This is a genomic window from Paraburkholderia fungorum, from assembly GCF_003610895.1.
Lineage (GTDB): Bacteria > Pseudomonadota > Gammaproteobacteria > Burkholderiales > Burkholderiaceae > Paraburkholderia > Paraburkholderia fungorum_B.
The window spans coordinates 1-17,071 of record NZ_MCAS01000042.1 but is presented as its reverse complement, the minus strand read 5'-3'; the positions used below and the strand labels follow the sequence as shown (position 1 = coordinate 17,071).

The window sequence follows — 17,071 nt, the reverse complement described above, 5'->3', positions numbered from 1 at the left end:
TTTTTCCCCGATCGAAAACTGTAGCAGTACCAGATCATTTTTCGGTGCTACAGGACCGATTTGTAGCAAAAGTGTAGCAGACGCTGCTATAAACTGGGGTTCACAGGCTGTCACGGCGCTTCATTTAGGAAGAAGCAGAAATGCCGGAAACGCCCACGGGATAAGGCTTGAGCCAATAGCAGCAAGGCTCCAGTCTACCCATTGAAAACATCTATCTCCCCGTAGTTCAATGGATAGAACAAGTGCCTCCTAAGCGCTAGATACAGGTTCGATTCCTGTCGGGGGGACCAGATCGCTTCCCAGGAAGTCTGAAAAAATGCCCAAAACCCCGCCAAGTCACGCTTCGCGGGGTTTTCCATTTACAGCGCCGTCCAGTCGCACCGCGTCGGAAACGTCGACGACTGGCTGCGCTCCAGAGTATCTACGCGACGATCCACTACGCTGTCAACAAAGTGCTCGCGAACCGATTCAACGTTGTACGCATAAGGGCCCCATCAGTCCGCCACTTCCCACCCCAGCATCGGTGGAAAACGCAATATCCCCCGTTTTTTTGCCCTGCTACCCTGCGCCACATCTCGTGCATGCCGGCTCTACCCTTTCCCGACCGCGTCCGGCGACGCGCATCAACCCGAAACCCGGCACAAAGCACGACACCCATTTCATATCGCATGGGAGTATCGCCATGCTGCGATCGTTCGACCAACTCTGTCAGCCCGCCGACAAAGACCTGCTGGTCGCCGCCGACGATGGACACGCGACGCTCACCGGCGGCGGCACTTACGCGATGCCGTGGCACTGGCACGATTGCCTGATGTTCATCCTGCCGAGCCACGGCGCCGTCGAGCTTAAGCATGAAGACCAGCGCGGAGGCACCTGGCTGTCGCAGGATCGCTTCGCGGTAGTGCCACCCGGGCGGGCGCATCAGACACGGGCGGGATTCGCGACCCACACGCACGTTGCGATCTACGTGACGGAAGACGCACTGCAAAGACTCGATGCCAGGACTGGCTCGCTCGGTGAATTCCGCCGACGCACGCGCGCCCCGATTCTCGCGCATCGAACCTCCGCGATTCGCGCGCTACAGGAACTCTCGCTGCGCAACGACATGGGGAGCTATGGCGGCCCGACCGTCCGCCAGGCCCTATCGTCGGCCTTGTTGATGCAGTGCATCGGCGAGGTCATGACCGGCCAGACGGTGCCGGGAGCTTCGCCGCAAGAGCACGGCATGGCGCTGGTCGCCGAACTCGAAGCCTTCATAACCCGCCATGCCGATCAGGACATTCCGCTCGACGCTCTGGAAGAACGCTTCGGCATCTCCCGCCGCCACATTACGCGTCTGTTCCGCGAAGGCACCGGCCTCTCGATCGGCGAGTTCCAGCAGCGCACGCGTTATGAGAACGCCTGCCGGCTGCTGGCCGAAACGGATCTGCCGGTTGGCGAAGTAGCGTTCCGTGTCGGCTTCGAAAGCGGCGCGGCCCTCGCGCGCGCAATGCGCCGCATCGGCGGCCATTCGCCTTCTGATCTGCGCACGAGAATGGCCCGTTCGGACAAAAGGTAGGGCCCGCTCGAGCGCGCGGCGCGTCATAGATCTCCGTAATCTGATCGGATTGAAACAACTCTCCGGTCAGCGGGGTTCATACGGTCATGTCTCAGCGCCACACAGTCGCACTCGTCAGCGTGTTTGTCGCAGGTCCCAATGGCGGAAACCCGGCGCCCATCGTGGTCGATGCCGCGGGCATGTCAGACGCGGACATGCAGGAGGTGGCCCGGCACTACGGTCATGAAAGCGGCTTTGTGTTACCGGCGCCGCCCGACTCCGGCTGCGACTATGAATTTCGCTTCTGGGTCCCCAATCACGAGATGCCGATGTGCGGACACGCCACGGTCGGCGCGGTCTGGCTGCTCCATCAAACCGGGCGCTTGCAGCGCGACCGGCTGACCATCCAGACCCGCAGCGGTCAGGTCAGGATCCGCGTGACAGGGAGCCAGGCGGAAGGCGCGGCGGTCGAGATTTCACAACCCACGGGCCGTATCGAGCCATTACCGGAGGCGTTACTCAGCCGGGATGAGATTCTCGACGTGCTCAACATCAGCGCCGCGCAGTTGGCCCCCCTGCCGATTCAGAACGCCTGCACAAGCCGGGTCAAGACGCTGATTCCGCTCGCCGGCACCGCCGACCTCGACGCCCTTCAACCGCGCTACGAGAAAATTGAGGCGCTGTGCGAGCGCATCGGCTCCACCGGCCTCTACCCCTACGCCGCCTTCGACGCGGACCGGCAGATCTTCGACGCCCGGCAGTTTCCGCGCGCCTCGGGTTATCCGGAGGATGCGGCCACCGGGATCGCGGCCTCTGCACTCTCATTTGGTCTGCTCGCCAACGGCATGGTGGAAGCGTCCGAGCGGACCATCACGATTCGCCAGGGACGCGCGATGAAACGCCCGTCGCAAATCTCCGTGCGCTTCAGTCTCGACTCCGGTCTCGAGCACGCCCGCCCGGACGGCTGCTGGCTTGGCGGCCCGGTTCGCTTCGAAGCGCACGCCGGGGCCTCGTCATGACGACCGACGTCGTCGCCCGGCTAGCGCAGTTGGGCATGGCGCTGCCACCTCCGCCATCGCCCCGCGGCGCCTACGTCGGTGCGGTGATCCACGATGGCATCGCTTACATCAGCGGCCAGGTTAGCCGTGTCGGCGACGAGGTCATCGTCGGCCCCGTCGATCGTGATACGCCGCACCACGTCATCAGGCGCGCGGCTCGAACGTGCGTGTTGCGCGCGCTGAGCGTGCTCGTTGCAACGCTGCCGGCCACGACCGCGGTCGGACGCATTCTGTTCCTGCGCGGCTTCGTCAATGCCGTGCCCGACTTCGTGGACCACAGCCGGGTCATGGATGAAGCCTCCAGCGTGCTGCACGAAATCTTCGGCGAAAACGGCCGCCACGCGAGATCAGCCCTCGGCGTCGCCAGCTTGCCGGGCAACGGCCTGCTCGAAATCGAACTCACTGTCGCGCTGACACCCGAGTTGCGTCTACGCCCGTAGGACACCGTCGGCGTCGGCATTCATACCGGACCACAACGAAACGCCTCGTCATAACAAACACCGGACCGCCCAGGAAACGGCAGGACCGGCACGATTCCCTTACCGTGGAGGAAGCATCATGAATCGCCGTCAACTGTTGCAACTCAGCCTCGCAGCCGCGCCCGCTCTCCTGCTGTCCCGTACCGTTCGGGCCGCTGACGCAGAACTGATCGTCGGCTCCAACGTCGGCTCGCCCCCGTTCGCATTCAAGCAAGGCGACACTTATAGCGGCTTCGACGTCGAAGTCTGGAGCGAGATCGCGAAAGGCCTGAACCGCAAATGGCGCCTGCAACCGATGGAGTTCGGCGCGCTGATCCCGGCGCTTCAAACTCGCAACATCGACGCCGTGGTGTCGCAACTCTTCATCAAACCGGAGCGTCAGCAGGTTATCGATTTTTCCGATCCCTACTATAAAAGCGGCCTGATCGCGCTGACCCGCATCGACAACACCACCATCCACTCTCCGGCCGATCTCGCCGGCAAACGCATCGGCACCGAAACCGGCACGGTGGCAGTCGGATACATCAGGGAGCACATCAAGGACGTCACGCTCGATCAGTTGCCCGGCATCAACAGCGCGCTGTTGGCACTGGAAGCCGGCCGCACCGATGCGGTCGTCTACGACAAACCCCAACTCCTCTACTACGCCAATACCGCAGGCAAGAACAAGGTCAGGGTGATACTGCCGGCGCTGGAAGGACTTGACGTCGGCATCGGCTTCCAGAAGGGCAGCCCGCTCGTCGCCGCGGCCAATCTTCAGCTCGCCGCCATGAGGAGCGACGGCCGGCTCCAGGCGCTCAACCGGAAATGGTTCGGCGAGGCGTCGGCATGAGCTTTGACTGGGCAGCCGTCATTGCCGCACTGCCGGACCTTCTGCAAGGCCTTCGGCTCACCATCGTGATCGCTCTGGCCGGACTGCCGGGGGGTGTCGCGCTCGGCATCCTCACGGGCGTGGCGCTGACCTATGGCGGCCGGCTCGCCGTCATCCCGGCGCAGGTCTATGTCGCGCTGATCCGCGGCACGCCAATCGTGGTTCAGGTGATGTTCATCTACTTCGCATTACCGATCATGATGGGCATACGCATTAGCGCGACCAGCGCCGCCATCATCACCTTGATCGTCAACTCGGGGGCCTATAACGCGGAGATCGTCCGTGGCGCGCTCGACGGTGTGCCGTTCGGCCTGCGCGAGGCCGGTCTCGCGATGGGCCTCCCCTTTCGCACCGTGCTGGCTCATGTCATCACGCCAATTGCCTTTCGGCGCGCGCTGCCGGCGATGGGCAACCAATTCGTCAGTCTGGTCAAGGACACCTCCATCTTTCTCGTCATCGGTGTCGGCGAACTGACCCGGCGAGGGCAGGAGATCATGGCCGAGAACTTTCGGGCGGTGGAAATCTGGACCGCGGTGGCGATCATCTACCTGATTGTGATCAGCCTGCTCGCGCTGGGTCTGCAAGTCCTGGAACGGAGAGTACGTCTGCCATGAGCATGATCGAATTTCAACAAACGTCCAAGCGCTTCGGCGCCCACGTCGTGCTGCATCCACTCGATCTCGCGATCGAACGAGGAGAAGTCGTGGTGATCGTCGGCCCCTCCGGGTCCGGTAAGTCGACGATGCTCCGCTGCATCAACGGACTCGAAAAAATCAGCGACGGCGACTTGCGTGTCGACGACATCAGCGTGCTGGGTTCCTCGCGTGACGTCAGGCGCATCAGGCTGGAAGCCGGCATGGTGTTCCAGCAGTTCAATCTGTTTCCAAACCTGACGGCGATGCAGAACGTCATGTTCGGGCCGATCCGGGCCCGCGGCCAAACGCGGGCGCAGGCGCGCGAGATAGCCGCCGCGCTGCTGCAAAAAGTCGGTCTGTCGGATCGGATGCATCACTATCCGTCACAGCTGTCCGGCGGTCAGCAGCAGCGCGTCGCAATCGCGCGAGCGCTTGCCGTCCAGCCAAAGCTGATGCTGTTTGACGAGCCAACTTCGGCGCTGGACCCGGAGTTGCGCCAGGAAGTGCTCAAGGTCATGCAGACGCTCGCGAGCGAGGGCATGACGATGGTCGTGGTCACTCACGAAATGGGTTTTGCGCAACGCGTGGGTTCGCGCCTGCTGTTCATGGAAGCCGGCCGCGTGGTGCACGACGGCAAGCCCGTCGAGATGCTGTCGACGCCGCCGGGAGAGCGCTTCCGAGAGTTCCTGCAGCACGTTCATTGATGCTTTCACGATTCACGATTGCCCGCCATAGGAGTGCGCAGCCAATATGATTTCTTCACATTTCGAAAGCGACTACGGCTTTCGCCGGGACAGCGTCCAGCACGACAACTGGCGTGAGGCGCCCTGGAACGTCTGGGCCTTTCGCCATGTCCACGAATTGATTCCGACGGCGCGCATTCCGGCCACATCCGGTCTCGCCGAAGAACCCAAGGTCGATGCCGCCGCGCTGACCGAACACGAATTCGTACTCGACGGCGAACGCTGCAAGGTCGCGGCGATTCTCCGCGAGACCTCGACCGATGCCATCACGGTGATGCGAGCCGGGCGCTTTGTCGCTGATTTCCACGCGCCGCACTTTACCCTGCAGAGCCGCCACATCCTGTTTTCGGCCAGCAAGTCCGTCGCGGGCCTGCTCGCCGGTATGCTCGTAGGAGACGGCCTTCTCGACCCCGACGCCCCAGTTGCGCATTACGTGCCGGAACTCGCACCCTCGGCATTTGGCGACGCACGCGTCAGGCACGTGCTGGATATGCGCACCAGCCTCGCGTTCAACGAAGACTATCTGGACCCGAACGGCGTCTATGCCCGCTATCGCCGGGCCGGTCTGCTGGATCCTCGACGGGACGGTGAGGAACCTGAGACGGTAATCGGCTTCCTCGCTTCGCTGCCCAAAGGCGCGGGAGAACATGGCGGTCCGTTCCATTACTGCTCCCCCAACTCGGACGTGCTCGGCCTCGTGATCGAACGTGCCTCGGGCAAGCGCTACGCCGACTTCGCGGCCACGCGTCTGTGGCAACCGCTGGGTCTACGACACGACGGCTGCGTGACGGTGGACCTCGCCGGCACCGCGCGTTCGGGCGGTGGCCTGTGCATGACCGTGCGCGATCTGGCGAGGATTGGCGAGTTGGTGCGCCTCGGCGGCACTGTCGGCGGACGCAGCCTGATACCCGCCGACTGGATAAAAGATACGCTGACCGGCGGGAGCATCGAGGCGTGGCAACAGGGGAATTTCGCCGATTGGTTGCCGAACGGCAAGTACCGCAACAAGTGGTACCAGGTCGGCAATGCCAGTGGAGCCTGCTTCGCGATCGGAATTCACGGCCAGTGGCTATACATCGACCCGCTACGGGAAACTGTGATCGCCAAGTTTTCCTCACAACCGAAGCCGACCAATAACGATGTGAAGGCCCAGCACCTCGCCTTGTTCGACGCAATCGCAGCGATGGCGTGAATCGGTGACGCGGAATTTCGCGTCGACACACAAATTCGTATAACTAATCATGAATGTTGATGAGTACCGGAGTAGTGCGTCTCTTTGGCATTGATCGCCAGGTCCTTGCATCCAACGAATTAACACTGAATCGGACGAAGAGCCATGAAAGTCGAGAAACGTTTGATATGGAAATTGGCGGGTAGTTTGGCGCTTGTCAGCGCGGGGGCGCATGCCCAAAGCAGCGTGACAATGTATGGCCTGATCGAGGAAGGTATTAACTTCACAAACAACGGCGGTGATGGCCCGGCCTACAAGATTCAGAGCGGCGACGTCGTGGGCAGCCGCTGGGGCATCAAGGGCAACGAATCTCTGGGTGGCGGAGTGAGCGCGGTCTTTCGGCTGGAGAGCGGCTTTAATGCCAGCAACGGCGCGCTCGCCCGGGACGGACGAATCTTTGGTCGGCAGGCATATATAGGCCTCTCCTCGCAGCAATATGGAACACTAACCCTTGGCCGCCAGTATGACCCGACCATCGACATATTCAGCGCTATTACCGCAGCGGGTAACTGGGCAGGAGACGTCGGCGCAACGCCATTTGACAACGACAACACGGATTGGGATTTCCGCCAAAGCTAGCTGGCCGCACGCACCGCTTGAGATGCGCGCGGCCCCTCTTCAAGCCGGCCGCTTCGGAATCTCCAATCCCCGAGCCACCGCCGGACGCGCAACGAACGCCGCCAGCACGCGCTTCACATTCGCGAAGTCGTCGATCCCGACCAGGTCCCCTGCTTCGTAGAAGCCGATCAGATTACGCACCCACGGGAAAGTCGCGATATCGGCGATCGAGTACGCATCGCCCAGAATCCAGTCGCGCCCTTCGAGCTGCCGATCCAGCACCGCAAGCAGACGTTTCGACTCAGCGATGTAACGGTCGCGCGGGCGCTTGTCTTCGTACTCCTTGCCGGCGAATTTGTGGAAGAAGCCAACCTGGCCGAACATCGGGCCGATGCCGCCCATCTGGAACATCACCCACTGGATCGCTTCATAACGGCCGGCGGCATCCTGCGGCATCAATTTGCCGCTCTTGTCCGCCAGGTAAATCAGAATCGCACCGGATTCGAACAGCGGCAGCGGCTTGCCACCAGGGCCGTTCGGATCGATGATCGCCGGAATCTTGTTGTTCGGATTCAGCGAAACAAACTCGGCCGACATCTGATCGTTCGTATCGAAGCGCACAAGGTGCGGCTCATAGGGCAGACCGGTCTCTTCGAGCATGATCGACACCTTCACGCCGTTGGGCGTCGGCAGCGAATACAGCTGAATCCGGTCCGGATGCTCGGCAGGCCATTTCTTCGTGATCGGGAAGGCGGAGAGATCGGTCATGGTGATGGTGTAACCCTTGTGCGAGAGCTTCGGCTGGAAAACGGAATCGGGAATCCGCGATCGGCCAGCAGGCCGAAACGAAAGACCCGAACGCGCGACCGCCAAATATAAACCGACTCGGCACAACGCGTACTGGACCGACTCAAACCCCGGCACGAAGGTGGGCACCCGTGAGCACCCAACAATCAACGCGCTTTCCTAGCCGCCAAAAGCAAGGCGACGCCCAGGCTCACCACAAGTCCTTGGTCGCCGTACCGGCGCGCAGGTCATATCCTTCGCGCCACAGCACCGCGCCGACCGTCAGCAGCAGGATCCTTTGCTCGTCGCCAAGTTGCTCCCACGTCGCTGCCAGCCAGGTGGCAAAACTTGCACAGGTGGTTTCGAGGTCGACGGGCGCTTTGCCCTGCAGGTACTGCCGCTCGAACATCGAAAGCACTTTTTCGGGTGTCATGGGCGTCTCCTCCGGGTTGGATGCGCCAAGTCTAAAGGCGGCGCAGGGTGCACGGAGCGTCCGCGACGGCGAACCCGGGTTACTCCCAGGCGGAAACAAAAAAAGGCGCCGAAGCGCCTCCCCCGTCAGGCAACACCGCGAGCCGAATTACGGCGCGTTGTGCTTTGCCTTGTCCTTGGCGTCTTCCTTGGCATCGCCATAAGCCTTTTGCACTTTGCCGGCGGCTTGCTGGAGGTCGCCCTTGAGCTCCTTACCCGGGTTGTTGGTCGCTTTACCGACGGTTTCGTTGACCTTGCCCTTGATCTGCTCGCCCACGCCCTTGACTTGATCCTTGTTCATGCTCGGCTCCGATATCTGAAATGCCGGCGCGAGGTTGCGCCAGTATCCCGATTCAGCAACGGGTGTGCCCGCACCCGGCGCCTACCGTTTTGCATGCGTTTTGACTCGTCAAGCCGGCCACAAAAAATATTTTCAAAATGCCCTAAAGTCCTGCCGCAGCTTGCCGTAAAGGAGCCATGGAGGGGCTATGGAACGCACACTCATCAAGCTGGCGGGGTCGACCCAGGCAACGCTGATCGATCAGGACATCGCGCATATCGGGCGCGTCATGCGGCCGTCTTTACACGGTGATCTGGGCGGCCCGATTCTGCCCGCCACCTACTGGCGCAAGCGCCTGCACCAGTTGCTCGACACGGGCCAGTTGTCCCATGCGCAACTATGCGGGGTAGATAGCCTCCTGCTGCAGCTCGATCAGTTCGAGGCGAGCGCCCAGCCCGCATGGGATGAACTGCCCCCGGCAACCGTTACGCCGCGCCCGCCATTGCACGCCGTGACCGCCCACCCTCATATCTGATCCGCTACAAGCCTTGATGGCCGGCCTTCTGCGCCGCCTCGTCCAACTTCTTCCCGTTAAAAAAAGGCCGCGAATCCTGTCGCGGCCTGAACACGTCGCAACGCGGGGAATTCGCGTCACACCGCCAGCCTACACGTCCAACTGTGACAGTCGCGTTTAGACGAAAGCGGTCTGCGCGTTACGGGAGATTTCCTGACTTCGGCGGCAAAAATAGGAAAAAGGGACGACCTTAGGTCATAATGTCCGCAAAAATTCCCAGCAAGGACTTCCGTGACCGTCGCCGCACCGCTCGACCTGCTCAAACAGGCCCGCGCCCGCTTTACCCAACGCGAAATCGCAGCGCACGTCGGTAAGGACATCAAGACGGTGCGCCGCTGGGAAAAGGGCGAAACGCCGTGCCCGTCCATGCTCGAACCGGCCTTGCGCGATCTGCTGCACAGCAGCGGCCGGGAGAAAGCCGGCGCGGCAACGCATGGCGCCCAATTCCGCTTTATCGATCTGTTTGCCGGCATTGGCGGCATTCGCATGGGTTTCGAGGCGCACGGCGGCGACTGCGTGTTCACGAGTGAGTGGAACGATTTCTCCACCAAGACCTATCGCGAGAACTACCCGCCCGACAGCGAGCACGCACTGATCGGCGACATTGTTTCGTTTCCCGCCGAAGAAGTGCCGAGCCACGACGTGCTGCTCGGCGGCTTTCCGTGCCAGCCGTTTTCGATCGCGGGCGTCAGCAAGAAAAACGCGCTGGGCCGCCCGCACGGATTCGAATGCACGACGCAAGGCACGCTGTTTTTCGACGTCGCGCGGATCATCGCGGCAAAACGGCCCGCCGCGTTCCTGCTCGAAAACGTGAAGAATCTGCTCTCGCATGACAAGGGCCGTACCTTCGACGTGATCCTGCAAACCCTGCGCGACGAACTCGGCTACGAAGTGCACTACCGCGTGGTCGACGGCCAGCATTTCACGCCGCAGCACAGGGAGCGCATCATCATCGTCGGCTTTCGCGGCAAGACGTCGTTCTCGTGGGACGATCTGCGTCTGCCGGAAAGCGGTCCGCGCCTCGGCTCGATCCTGCATCGCACCGACGGTAGCGAGCCGGTGCTGCCGTGGGACCACGACCGGTTCTTCGACCACGCCGCCAAACGCGTGCAGCCGAAGTACACGCTCACGCCGAATCTCTGGACCTATCTGCAAAACTACGCAGCAAAGCATCGCGCGGCGGGAAACGGCTTTGGTTTCGGCATGGCGTATCCCGACAGTGTCACGCGTACCCTTTCCGCGCGTTATCACAAGGATGGCTCGGAAATTCTCGTCTATCAGGGCGAACAGCTGCGGCCGCGGCGCCTGACGCCGCGTGAATGCGCCCGGTTGATGGGCTTTCCCGATACCTTCCGGATTCCGGTCAGCGACACCCAGGCGTACCGGCAGTTCGGCAACAGCGTCGTCATGCCGGTGATGCGGGAAGTGGCGCGCATCATGCTGCCGCACGTGCAAACCCTGCTCGCCGAGGAAACGCACAATGGCTCGAAGCAAGCCCTTTCGCTCTATTCCTGAGCGGCCCGATCCGGTATCCGGGCGCTAGCCATGGTCGATATCGTCGACAGCGCAACACGCAGCCGCATGATGTCCGGCATTCGCGGCCGCAATACCAAACCGGAAATTCTGATCCGCAGCCTGCTGCATCGCCAGGGTTTTCGCTTCCGTCTGGACGCGCGCGACTTGCCGGGGCGCCCGGACATCGTGCTGCCGCGCTACCGTGCCGTTGTGCTGGTACACGGCTGCTTCTGGCACGGCCACGACTGTCATCTCTTCAAATGGCCGCAAACGCGACCGGAATTCTGGCGCGACAAGATCGGCCGCAATCGCAGCAACGACGAGAAGGTTCGAGCGGCCTTGCTCGCGAGCGGCTGGCGCGTCGGCGTCGTATGGGAATGCGCTTTGCGCGGCGCCAATCGCGATATCGAGGGTGTGTTGCAGCGGCTCGTCGAGTGGTTGAAGAGCGACGCGACGCACTTCGAGGAACGCGGCTGAAAGCTGCCTGTAGCCTGCCCGCTTCGAACGAATCCCGAAGCTGCTGGTGATACACTCGATTGGCTAGCTTGGGACATTTTTTGCATGCCGAATCTGCAGAAATCGGACAGCAGGCCGGCGGCAGAAACGCACGCTCCCACCATCCCAGAACCGCTTAAGAAAGGGAGGCACACCATGGCTGATTTCCGTCTCTGGTCCGACGATTTCCCCACCAACGGCTTTATGCCGAAAGCCCACGAATATCACGACAAGGCCTTCGGCGTGGACGGCGAGAACATCTCGCCCGCGTTGCAGTGGGACGCGCCGCCGGCCGACACCCAAAGCTTCGCACTCACCGTTCACGATCCCGACGCGCCCACCGGCAGCGGCTTCTGGCACTGGGTTATCGTCAACATTCCGGCCGATGCCCGCTCCCTGCCGCGCAACGCCGGCAAGGCGGACGGCTCGCTGCTGCCGCAGGGCGCGCTGCAGGTGCGCAACGACTACGGCACGGTCGGCTACGGCGGCGCCGCGCCGCCGCGTGGCGACAGGACGCATCGCTACATCTTCCGCCTGCATGCACTGAAGGTGCCGCACCTGCCGGTCAACGCGGAGACCACCAATGCGGTGGCGCGTTTCATGACCCATCTGAACGAGCTCGATTCGACCACCCACACTGGTCTGTACGAACTCAAATAACGCGCGAGACGCGATGCCGTTGCGCGGTTGCCGCGCTTCGGCATCGTCGCTGTATCGTCTTGTCTTTGCAGGGCCGCACGCAGCGCGCGTGGTTCATCGCCGGGTCGCTTGATCGGCTTGATCGCTTGATCGATCAGCGGCTCTACTCCAAATCCAGAATAACGATGCACGCACAACCATCGCGCAAGGACACTCCGATGCCGGCCGGTGCCGGCGCCGCTGCCTCACTCGCCGCCGACACACCATTCGCGGATGGCACCGAACAAGGCTTGCCGATTCCGCAACGCTACTGGGCCATGCTGGTCATCGCCCTCGCCCTCACGCTGGCGGTGCTCGACAGCGCGATCGCCAACGTGGCGCTGCCCACCATCGCGCGCAATCTGCATGCGAGCGCAGCCGGCTCGATCTGGGTCGTCAACGCCTACCAGCTCGCCATCACCATTTCCCTGCTGCCGCTCGCGTCGCTCGGCGATCGTATTGGCTACCGGCGCATCTATCTGGCCGGGTTGATCCTGTTTACGGTGGCGTCGTTCGGCTGCGCGTTATCCACCTCGCTGCCGACGCTCGCGCTCGCCCGCGTGGTCCAGGGCTTCGGCGCGGCGGGCGTCATGAGCGTGAATACCGCCCTCGTGCGCATGATCTATCCACCGTCGCAACTGGGACGTGGCGTCGCGATCAACGCGATGGTGGTGGCGGTGTCGTCGGCAGTCGGGCCGACCATCGCCTCCGGGGTGCTCGCCGTTGCCTCCTGGCCGTGGCTGTTCGCGATCAACGTGCCGATCGGAATCGCGGCGATTATCGGCGGCTTCAAGGCGCTGCCGATGAACCCCGGCCACGAGTCTCCGTACGACTATCTGAGCGCGGTGATGAACGCGTTTGTGTTCGGCCTGCTGATTTTCGCCGTCGACGGTCTCGGCCACGGCGAGTCCATCGGCTGGGTCGCCGCGGAAGCACTCGGCGCGGTCGTGATCGGCTACTTCTTCGTACGCCGTCAATTGACCCAGCCCGCGCCGCTGCTGCCGATCGATTTGCTGAGGATTCCGGTATTCGCCCTGTCGATCGGCACCTCGGTCTGTTCGTTCTGCGCGCAAATGCTGGCCTTCGTGTCGTTGCCGTTTCTGCTGCAGGACACGCTCGGTTTCTCGCAGGTCGATACCGGTTTGCTGATGACGCCGTGGCCGGCGGTGATCATCATCGCGGCGCCGATTGCCGGCGTGCTGTCGGACAAGGTGTCGTCGGGCTGGCTAGGCGGCATCGGACTCGCTGCGATGACGGTGGGCCTGCTGCTGCTCGCCACCCTCGGCGCGCATCCCGAGCCCATGCAGATCGCGTGGCGCATGGCGCTGTGCGGCGCGGGTTTCGGGATCTTCCAGTCGCCGAACAACCGGACCATGCTGTCTTCCGCGCCGCGTGAGCGCAGCGGCGGCGCGAGCGGCATGCTCGGCACCGCGCGCCTGACCGGACAGACGCTCGGCGCTGCGCTCGTCGCATTGATCTTCGGCATCGCGCCGCAGCATGGGCCGACTATCGTGCTGTATGTTGCCGCGTGCTTTTCGGCGGTTGCGGCCGTGGTCAGCACCTTGCGCGTGATGCAGCGGGCGTAAGCGTAGAAGCGGTTGCAGACGCCGTGAGCGTCTGACAGGCATCATTGCAGGACTGTCCCCGCATACAACAAGGGCGCGAATCGCATGCCGCGGTCCACGCCCTTTTTCAATGTTTCTGCCTCGCCCAAACAGTTCGACGTGACCAGCATGCGCGACTCCTGAAGGAGCCGCGCCGCCGCGAATGCGGCTACGACGATGCCGTCACGTCAGCGAGCTTTACCGCTTTGGCCGTCACCGAAGAGGCAGTCGCGATGTTGCGCAGATCGTCCAGGAACGTATCGCGCCAGACCGACAGATTGTTTTCACGCATCGGCGCCATCATGTCCGCATGACGTGCCTGACGTTCGGCGAGCGGCATCGACAATGCGCGCTCCAGCGCCTCGGCCATCTGCGACAGATCGAATGGATTGACGACCAGCGCGCCCGGCAATTGCTCGGCGGCACCCGCAAATTGCGACAACACGAGTACCCCGGGATCGGCCGGATCCTGCGATGCAACGTACTCCTTGGCGACGAGGTTCATGCCGTCGCGCAACGGTGTCACATAGCCGACCTGCGATTGACGGAACAGCGCCATCAGCAGATTGCGCTCGTACTTGCGGTTCAGGTACTGGATCGGCGTCCAGTCGAGTTGCGCGAAACGGCCGTTGATGCGGCCCGCTTCGCCTTCCAACGTCTGACGAATGCGCTGATAGGTCTGTACATCGGCGCGCGTCGGCGGCGCGATTTGCACCAGCGATACGCGTCCGTGCCAACCCGGTGCATTCAGCAGCAGCCGTTCGAATGCCTGGAAGCGCTCCACCAGCCCCTTTGAATAATCGAGCCGGTCGACGCTCATGATCAGCTTGCGTCCACGCATGCCGTCACGCAGGCTGCGCACCGGCTTGCGGTCGGTGAACTGTTCGGCGGCCTTGGCGATCGCGTCCGGATAGATGCCGATCGGATAGGCCGCCACTTTCAGGAAGCGGTTGCAGGCGTGCACCATGCCGTCTTCGCTCGAGGTGCCGTGCTGGCCGCGCTCGATAAAGTCGACGAAAGACTGGCGGTCCGCCTCGGTCTGGAAGCCGACCACGTCATAGCTGCACATTGCCTTGACCAGTTCCTCGTGCGGCGGAATCGTACGGAGTACTTCTGGAACTGGAAAGGGAATATGCAGAAAGAAGCCGATTGGATTCTTCACGCCGAGCTCGCGCAGACAGCGCGCGAACGGCAGCAGATGATAGTCGTGCACCCAGATGATGTCATCGGGTTTGAGCAGTTCTTTGAGCTGCTTGGCGAGCGTCGCGTTGACGCGCTGATAGCCCGCGTACTCCTGCCGATCGTAGCGCGACAGGTCGTTGCGATAGTGGAACGTCGGCCACAGCGTCGCGTTCGAAAAGCCGCGGTAGTACTGGTCGTAATCGCGCTTGGTCAGGCCCACCGTCGCGTATGTCACATTGCCCTGCTTCTCGATCACCGGAGCGGACGGCTCGCTCACCGTTTCACCGCTCCAGCCAAACCAGACTCCGCCGGTTTCCTTCAATGCGTCCAGCACGCCGATCGCGAGGCCACCTGCCGCCGGGCGGCCTTCCTGGATTGGCGCCACACGATTCGATACCACGATCAGTCTGCTCATTGGTGCTCCACCTCGTCAGTTGTTTCGTTGCATACGGATATGTGCGTTTAAGGTGTATGCAAGTCGCGTGCCGTTTTTTGAGATGTTGGAAATAAAAATGGTTACAAATGTATCGAGCGAGCAAAAACACGCAACAGTGAAGCATTGCGAAGAATTTTTTTCTGCTTTGTATGACGAAACCGGAACCCTTGCTACTGGCCGCCGGGCGGGCTCAGGCGTCCTGCTCCGAGCCGAGATCGCGCTGGTACTCCAGCCCTTCCTGACGCACGCCGCCCTGGTTGTGCTCGCCGTCTGGCGGCGCATTCGGCGCGACGCGGTTTTGCGCTGCCGGGTCTGGGGACTCGGCTGGGCTGTTCTGGCTGCTGCCGGGCCGGGAATCGCGCTTCGCGTGGCGCGCGGAGCGTCGCAGTGCTGGATGTCTCATGATCGATGCCTCCGGGGAAGCCCGCCGTCATCGGGACGGCATCCACTTAGTGTAGGGGTCGTTACGGCAAATTGCCGGTAAAAGATGCGCCGGCTTTGTAACAAGTACATAAAATCGATGCGGCGGGCCGGGGTTCAGGGTGTGGGGCGTGTCAGAGTTGCACTGAGGGTGAGCGCTGAGCGGCGCTCGGCGTTTGCGTGGGTTGCGGTGGGGGATCGCCGATTGGAGGTGCAACCGGTTCGATTGGGTCGGGTGTTGGGCTGGGGTTCGGAATCGTGTCGGGCTCGGCAGGGGGCGGTGATGGTGGCTCGATGGGCTCGGGGCGGTGAGCGTGTTTCGGGAGGGCTGTCGCGGTGGCGGTGGCGGTGGCGTAGTCCGGCATGGTGGTTGTCCTTGGGTTTTGCATTTCAATTTGGTGCAGCAAGGGGTATGCCGGGGGATGGTTTTTTGGCCTGCGTGGCGCTTTGTTTTGTTTGTTTGCCTGTGGCGTTGGCCTTTTGTCTGTTTGCCTGTGGCTTTGGCCTTTTCTTGATTGGTTGGTGGTCTGGTTTGTCCGTGGTTTTATGGTATTGGCATTTCCTTCTTCTGGCTTCTGCTTTGGCCTTTCCTTGATTTGTTATTGGTCTATTAGCGTTGCCCCTGTGCGGGGCGGCACCTACTTCTCTTTGCCGGCTGCAAAGAGAAGTAGGCAAGAGAAAGCAGCTCAAACCGCTAACTCTTAAGCGGGTCCCCCGCGCAGCCACGGTAGTGGTGCATCTGGAATCCGTGCCCCCGCACACTCCGCGTGAGTGACAAAGGATTCGTCAGCTCCCACTCAGCACTGCGTGCGTCGCGGACGGGTCTGCCAGGGAAACCAAGATATGCTTTGCATAACTGATTGTCTTTTGGAATGGATCTCGGCGCGCGCAGCGCCGCCGGAAGTATGACTGCTGTGTCACTGCCGCCGAATGTGCGAGGGCACAGATTCCAGATGCGCCACTACCGCAACTGTGCGGGGGACCCGCTTATGAGCTGGCGGGGTGAGCCGGCGGATTCAACCGGTCATTGCAACACCCAACGTTTCTGCCAGTTTTTCAGCAGGGTTCATAAATTGCAAGGTCTGACGGGGTCGACCATTCAGTTGCGCAGCGACCTTGTTCAGGTCTGCCTGCGAATAGCCGTCCACTGGCTTGCCTTTGGGGAAATACTGACGCAGCAGCCCATTCGTGTTCTCGTTGCTGCCGCGTTGCCATGGACTTCGCGGGTCGCAGAAATACACCTGCACGTCCGTGGCAATCGTGAAGTTCCGATGGCTCGCCATCTCGGTACCCCGGTCCCATGTCAGTGAGCCACGCAGTTGTTTCGGCAGTTTATTCACCTGTTTTATCAGCGCGGACACCACACTTGCCGTGTCCTTGCCTGCCACCTTGACCAGCATCACATAACGCGAGTGCCGCTCCACCAGTGTGGCTATGTAGGTGTTGTTCGAGCCCGCCAGCAGATCGCCTTCCCAATGCCCGGGCACCGCGCGGTCTTCCACTTCGGCCGGTCTTTCG

At 62.1% G+C, this 17,071-nt stretch carries 20 protein-coding genes, 1 tRNA gene and 1 pseudogene; 15 read left to right on the top strand and 7 right to left on the bottom strand.

From position 1 onward, the window contains the following. The first annotated feature begins 215 nt into the window (after positions 1-215). The 9 genes and pseudogenes from BCY88_RS30440 to BCY88_RS30400 form a co-directional block, all read left to right on the top strand. Positions 216-290: transfer RNA gene (locus tag BCY88_RS30440), tRNA-Arg, on the top strand. 392 nt (positions 291-682) lie between these two features. Then, entirely contained in the window at positions 683-1,558 is an 876-nt protein-coding gene (locus tag BCY88_RS30435; protein ID WP_183081491.1) for a helix-turn-helix domain-containing protein, read from the top strand. A gap of 86 nt (positions 1,559-1,644) precedes the next feature. Beyond that, a complete protein-coding gene (locus BCY88_RS30430; protein WP_120347862.1) occupies positions 1,645-2,556 on the top strand; it encodes a PhzF family phenazine biosynthesis protein in 912 nt (303 codons plus the stop codon). Next, a complete protein-coding gene (locus BCY88_RS30425; RefSeq protein WP_120347861.1) occupies positions 2,553-3,035 on the top strand; it encodes a RidA family protein in 483 nt (160 codons plus the stop codon). The genes BCY88_RS30430 and BCY88_RS30425 overlap by 4 nt, the downstream gene beginning before the upstream one ends. Before the next feature lie 118 nt (positions 3,036-3,153). Then, positions 3,154-3,906 (top strand): transporter substrate-binding domain-containing protein, encoded by a 753-nt coding sequence (locus BCY88_RS30420; protein WP_120347860.1) that lies wholly within the window; start codon positions 3,154-3,156, stop codon positions 3,904-3,906. Further along, positions 3,903-4,559, top strand: a complete 657-nt coding sequence (locus tag BCY88_RS30415; protein ID WP_120347859.1) for an ABC transporter permease subunit — start codon at positions 3,903-3,905, stop codon at positions 4,557-4,559. The genes BCY88_RS30420 and BCY88_RS30415 overlap by 4 nt, the downstream gene beginning before the upstream one ends. After that, positions 4,556-5,284: a glutamine ABC transporter ATP-binding protein GlnQ gene (glnQ, locus tag BCY88_RS30410; protein ID WP_120347858.1), complete on the top strand. Its 729-nt coding sequence runs from the start codon at positions 4,556-4,558 to the stop codon at positions 5,282-5,284. The genes BCY88_RS30415 and glnQ overlap by 4 nt, the downstream gene beginning before the upstream one ends. 46 nt (positions 5,285-5,330) lie before the next feature. Next, entirely contained in the window at positions 5,331-6,515 is a 1,185-nt protein-coding gene (locus tag BCY88_RS30405) for a serine hydrolase domain-containing protein (RefSeq protein WP_120347857.1), read from the top strand. Positions 6,516-6,659: 144 nt separating this feature from the next. Then, positions 6,660-7,124, top strand: a pseudogene (locus tag BCY88_RS30400) (porin); the annotation flags it as partial. A 48-nt stretch (positions 7,125-7,172) separates the two neighbouring features. On the opposite strand, the gene BCY88_RS30395 reads toward BCY88_RS30400, so the two are convergent. From BCY88_RS30395 to BCY88_RS30385, 3 genes are all read right to left on the bottom strand, one after another. Then, complete coding sequence (locus BCY88_RS30395; RefSeq protein ID WP_120347912.1) at positions 7,173-7,880, bottom strand: glutathione S-transferase N-terminal domain-containing protein; 708 nt, start codon at positions 7,878-7,880, stop codon at positions 7,173-7,175. A 229-nt stretch (positions 7,881-8,109) separates the two neighbouring features. Next, a complete protein-coding gene (locus tag BCY88_RS30390; RefSeq protein ID WP_120347855.1) occupies positions 8,110-8,331 on the bottom strand; it encodes a hypothetical protein in 222 nt (73 codons plus the stop codon). A gap of 147 nt (positions 8,332-8,478) precedes the next feature. Next, complete coding sequence (locus BCY88_RS30385) at positions 8,479-8,670, bottom strand: CsbD family protein (RefSeq protein WP_120347854.1); 192 nt, start codon at positions 8,668-8,670, stop codon at positions 8,479-8,481. A 187-nt stretch (positions 8,671-8,857) separates the two neighbouring features. Between BCY88_RS30385 and BCY88_RS30380 the strand changes: the two genes are divergently transcribed. The 5 genes from BCY88_RS30380 (at position 8,858) to BCY88_RS30365 (ending at position 13,497) form a co-directional block, all read left to right on the top strand. Further along, positions 8,858-9,184: a hypothetical protein gene (locus tag BCY88_RS30380; RefSeq protein ID WP_120347853.1), complete on the top strand. Its 327-nt coding sequence runs from the start codon at positions 8,858-8,860 to the stop codon at positions 9,182-9,184. Positions 9,185-9,454: 270 nt separating this feature from the next. After that, complete coding sequence (dcm, locus tag BCY88_RS39975) at positions 9,455-10,738, top strand: DNA (cytosine-5-)-methyltransferase (protein ID WP_183081490.1); 1,284 nt, start codon at positions 9,455-9,457, stop codon at positions 10,736-10,738. A 30-nt stretch (positions 10,739-10,768) separates the two neighbouring features. After that, positions 10,769-11,215, top strand: a complete 447-nt coding sequence (locus tag BCY88_RS39970) for a very short patch repair endonuclease (RefSeq protein WP_183081489.1) — start codon at positions 10,769-10,771, stop codon at positions 11,213-11,215. Between the two features lie 174 nt (positions 11,216-11,389). Continuing rightward, positions 11,390-11,893 (top strand): YbhB/YbcL family Raf kinase inhibitor-like protein, encoded by a 504-nt coding sequence (locus BCY88_RS30370; protein ID WP_120347852.1) that lies wholly within the window; start codon positions 11,390-11,392, stop codon positions 11,891-11,893. Between the two features lie 164 nt (positions 11,894-12,057). Then, positions 12,058-13,497 (top strand): MFS transporter, encoded by a 1,440-nt coding sequence (locus BCY88_RS30365; protein ID WP_120347911.1) that lies wholly within the window; start codon positions 12,058-12,060, stop codon positions 13,495-13,497. A 187-nt stretch (positions 13,498-13,684) separates the two neighbouring features. Here the strand turns inward: BCY88_RS30365 and otsA are convergent, their stop codons facing one another. The 3 genes from otsA to BCY88_RS40490 form a co-directional block, all read right to left on the bottom strand. After that, positions 13,685-15,112 (bottom strand): alpha,alpha-trehalose-phosphate synthase (UDP-forming), encoded by a 1,428-nt coding sequence (gene otsA / locus BCY88_RS30360; RefSeq protein ID WP_120347851.1) that lies wholly within the window; start codon positions 15,110-15,112, stop codon positions 13,685-13,687. Positions 15,113-15,323: 211 nt separating this feature from the next. Next, positions 15,324-15,536, bottom strand: a complete 213-nt coding sequence (locus BCY88_RS30355; protein WP_120347850.1) for a hypothetical protein — start codon at positions 15,534-15,536, stop codon at positions 15,324-15,326. Between the two features lie 151 nt (positions 15,537-15,687). Then, positions 15,688-15,918 (bottom strand): hypothetical protein, encoded by a 231-nt coding sequence (locus tag BCY88_RS40490; RefSeq protein ID WP_120347849.1) that lies wholly within the window; start codon positions 15,916-15,918, stop codon positions 15,688-15,690. An 11-nt stretch (positions 15,919-15,929) separates the two neighbouring features. On the opposite strand from BCY88_RS40490, the gene BCY88_RS39640 reads away from it, so the two are divergent. Beyond that, complete coding sequence (locus BCY88_RS39640) at positions 15,930-16,148, top strand: hypothetical protein (protein ID WP_147408572.1); 219 nt, start codon at positions 15,930-15,932, stop codon at positions 16,146-16,148. A 421-nt stretch (positions 16,149-16,569) separates the two neighbouring features. Here the strand turns inward: BCY88_RS39640 and BCY88_RS30345 are convergent. Next, positions 16,570-17,071, bottom strand: a 502-nt coding sequence (locus tag BCY88_RS30345; RefSeq protein ID WP_120345929.1) for an IS30 family transposase, incomplete at its 5' end; no start/stop codon positions are given.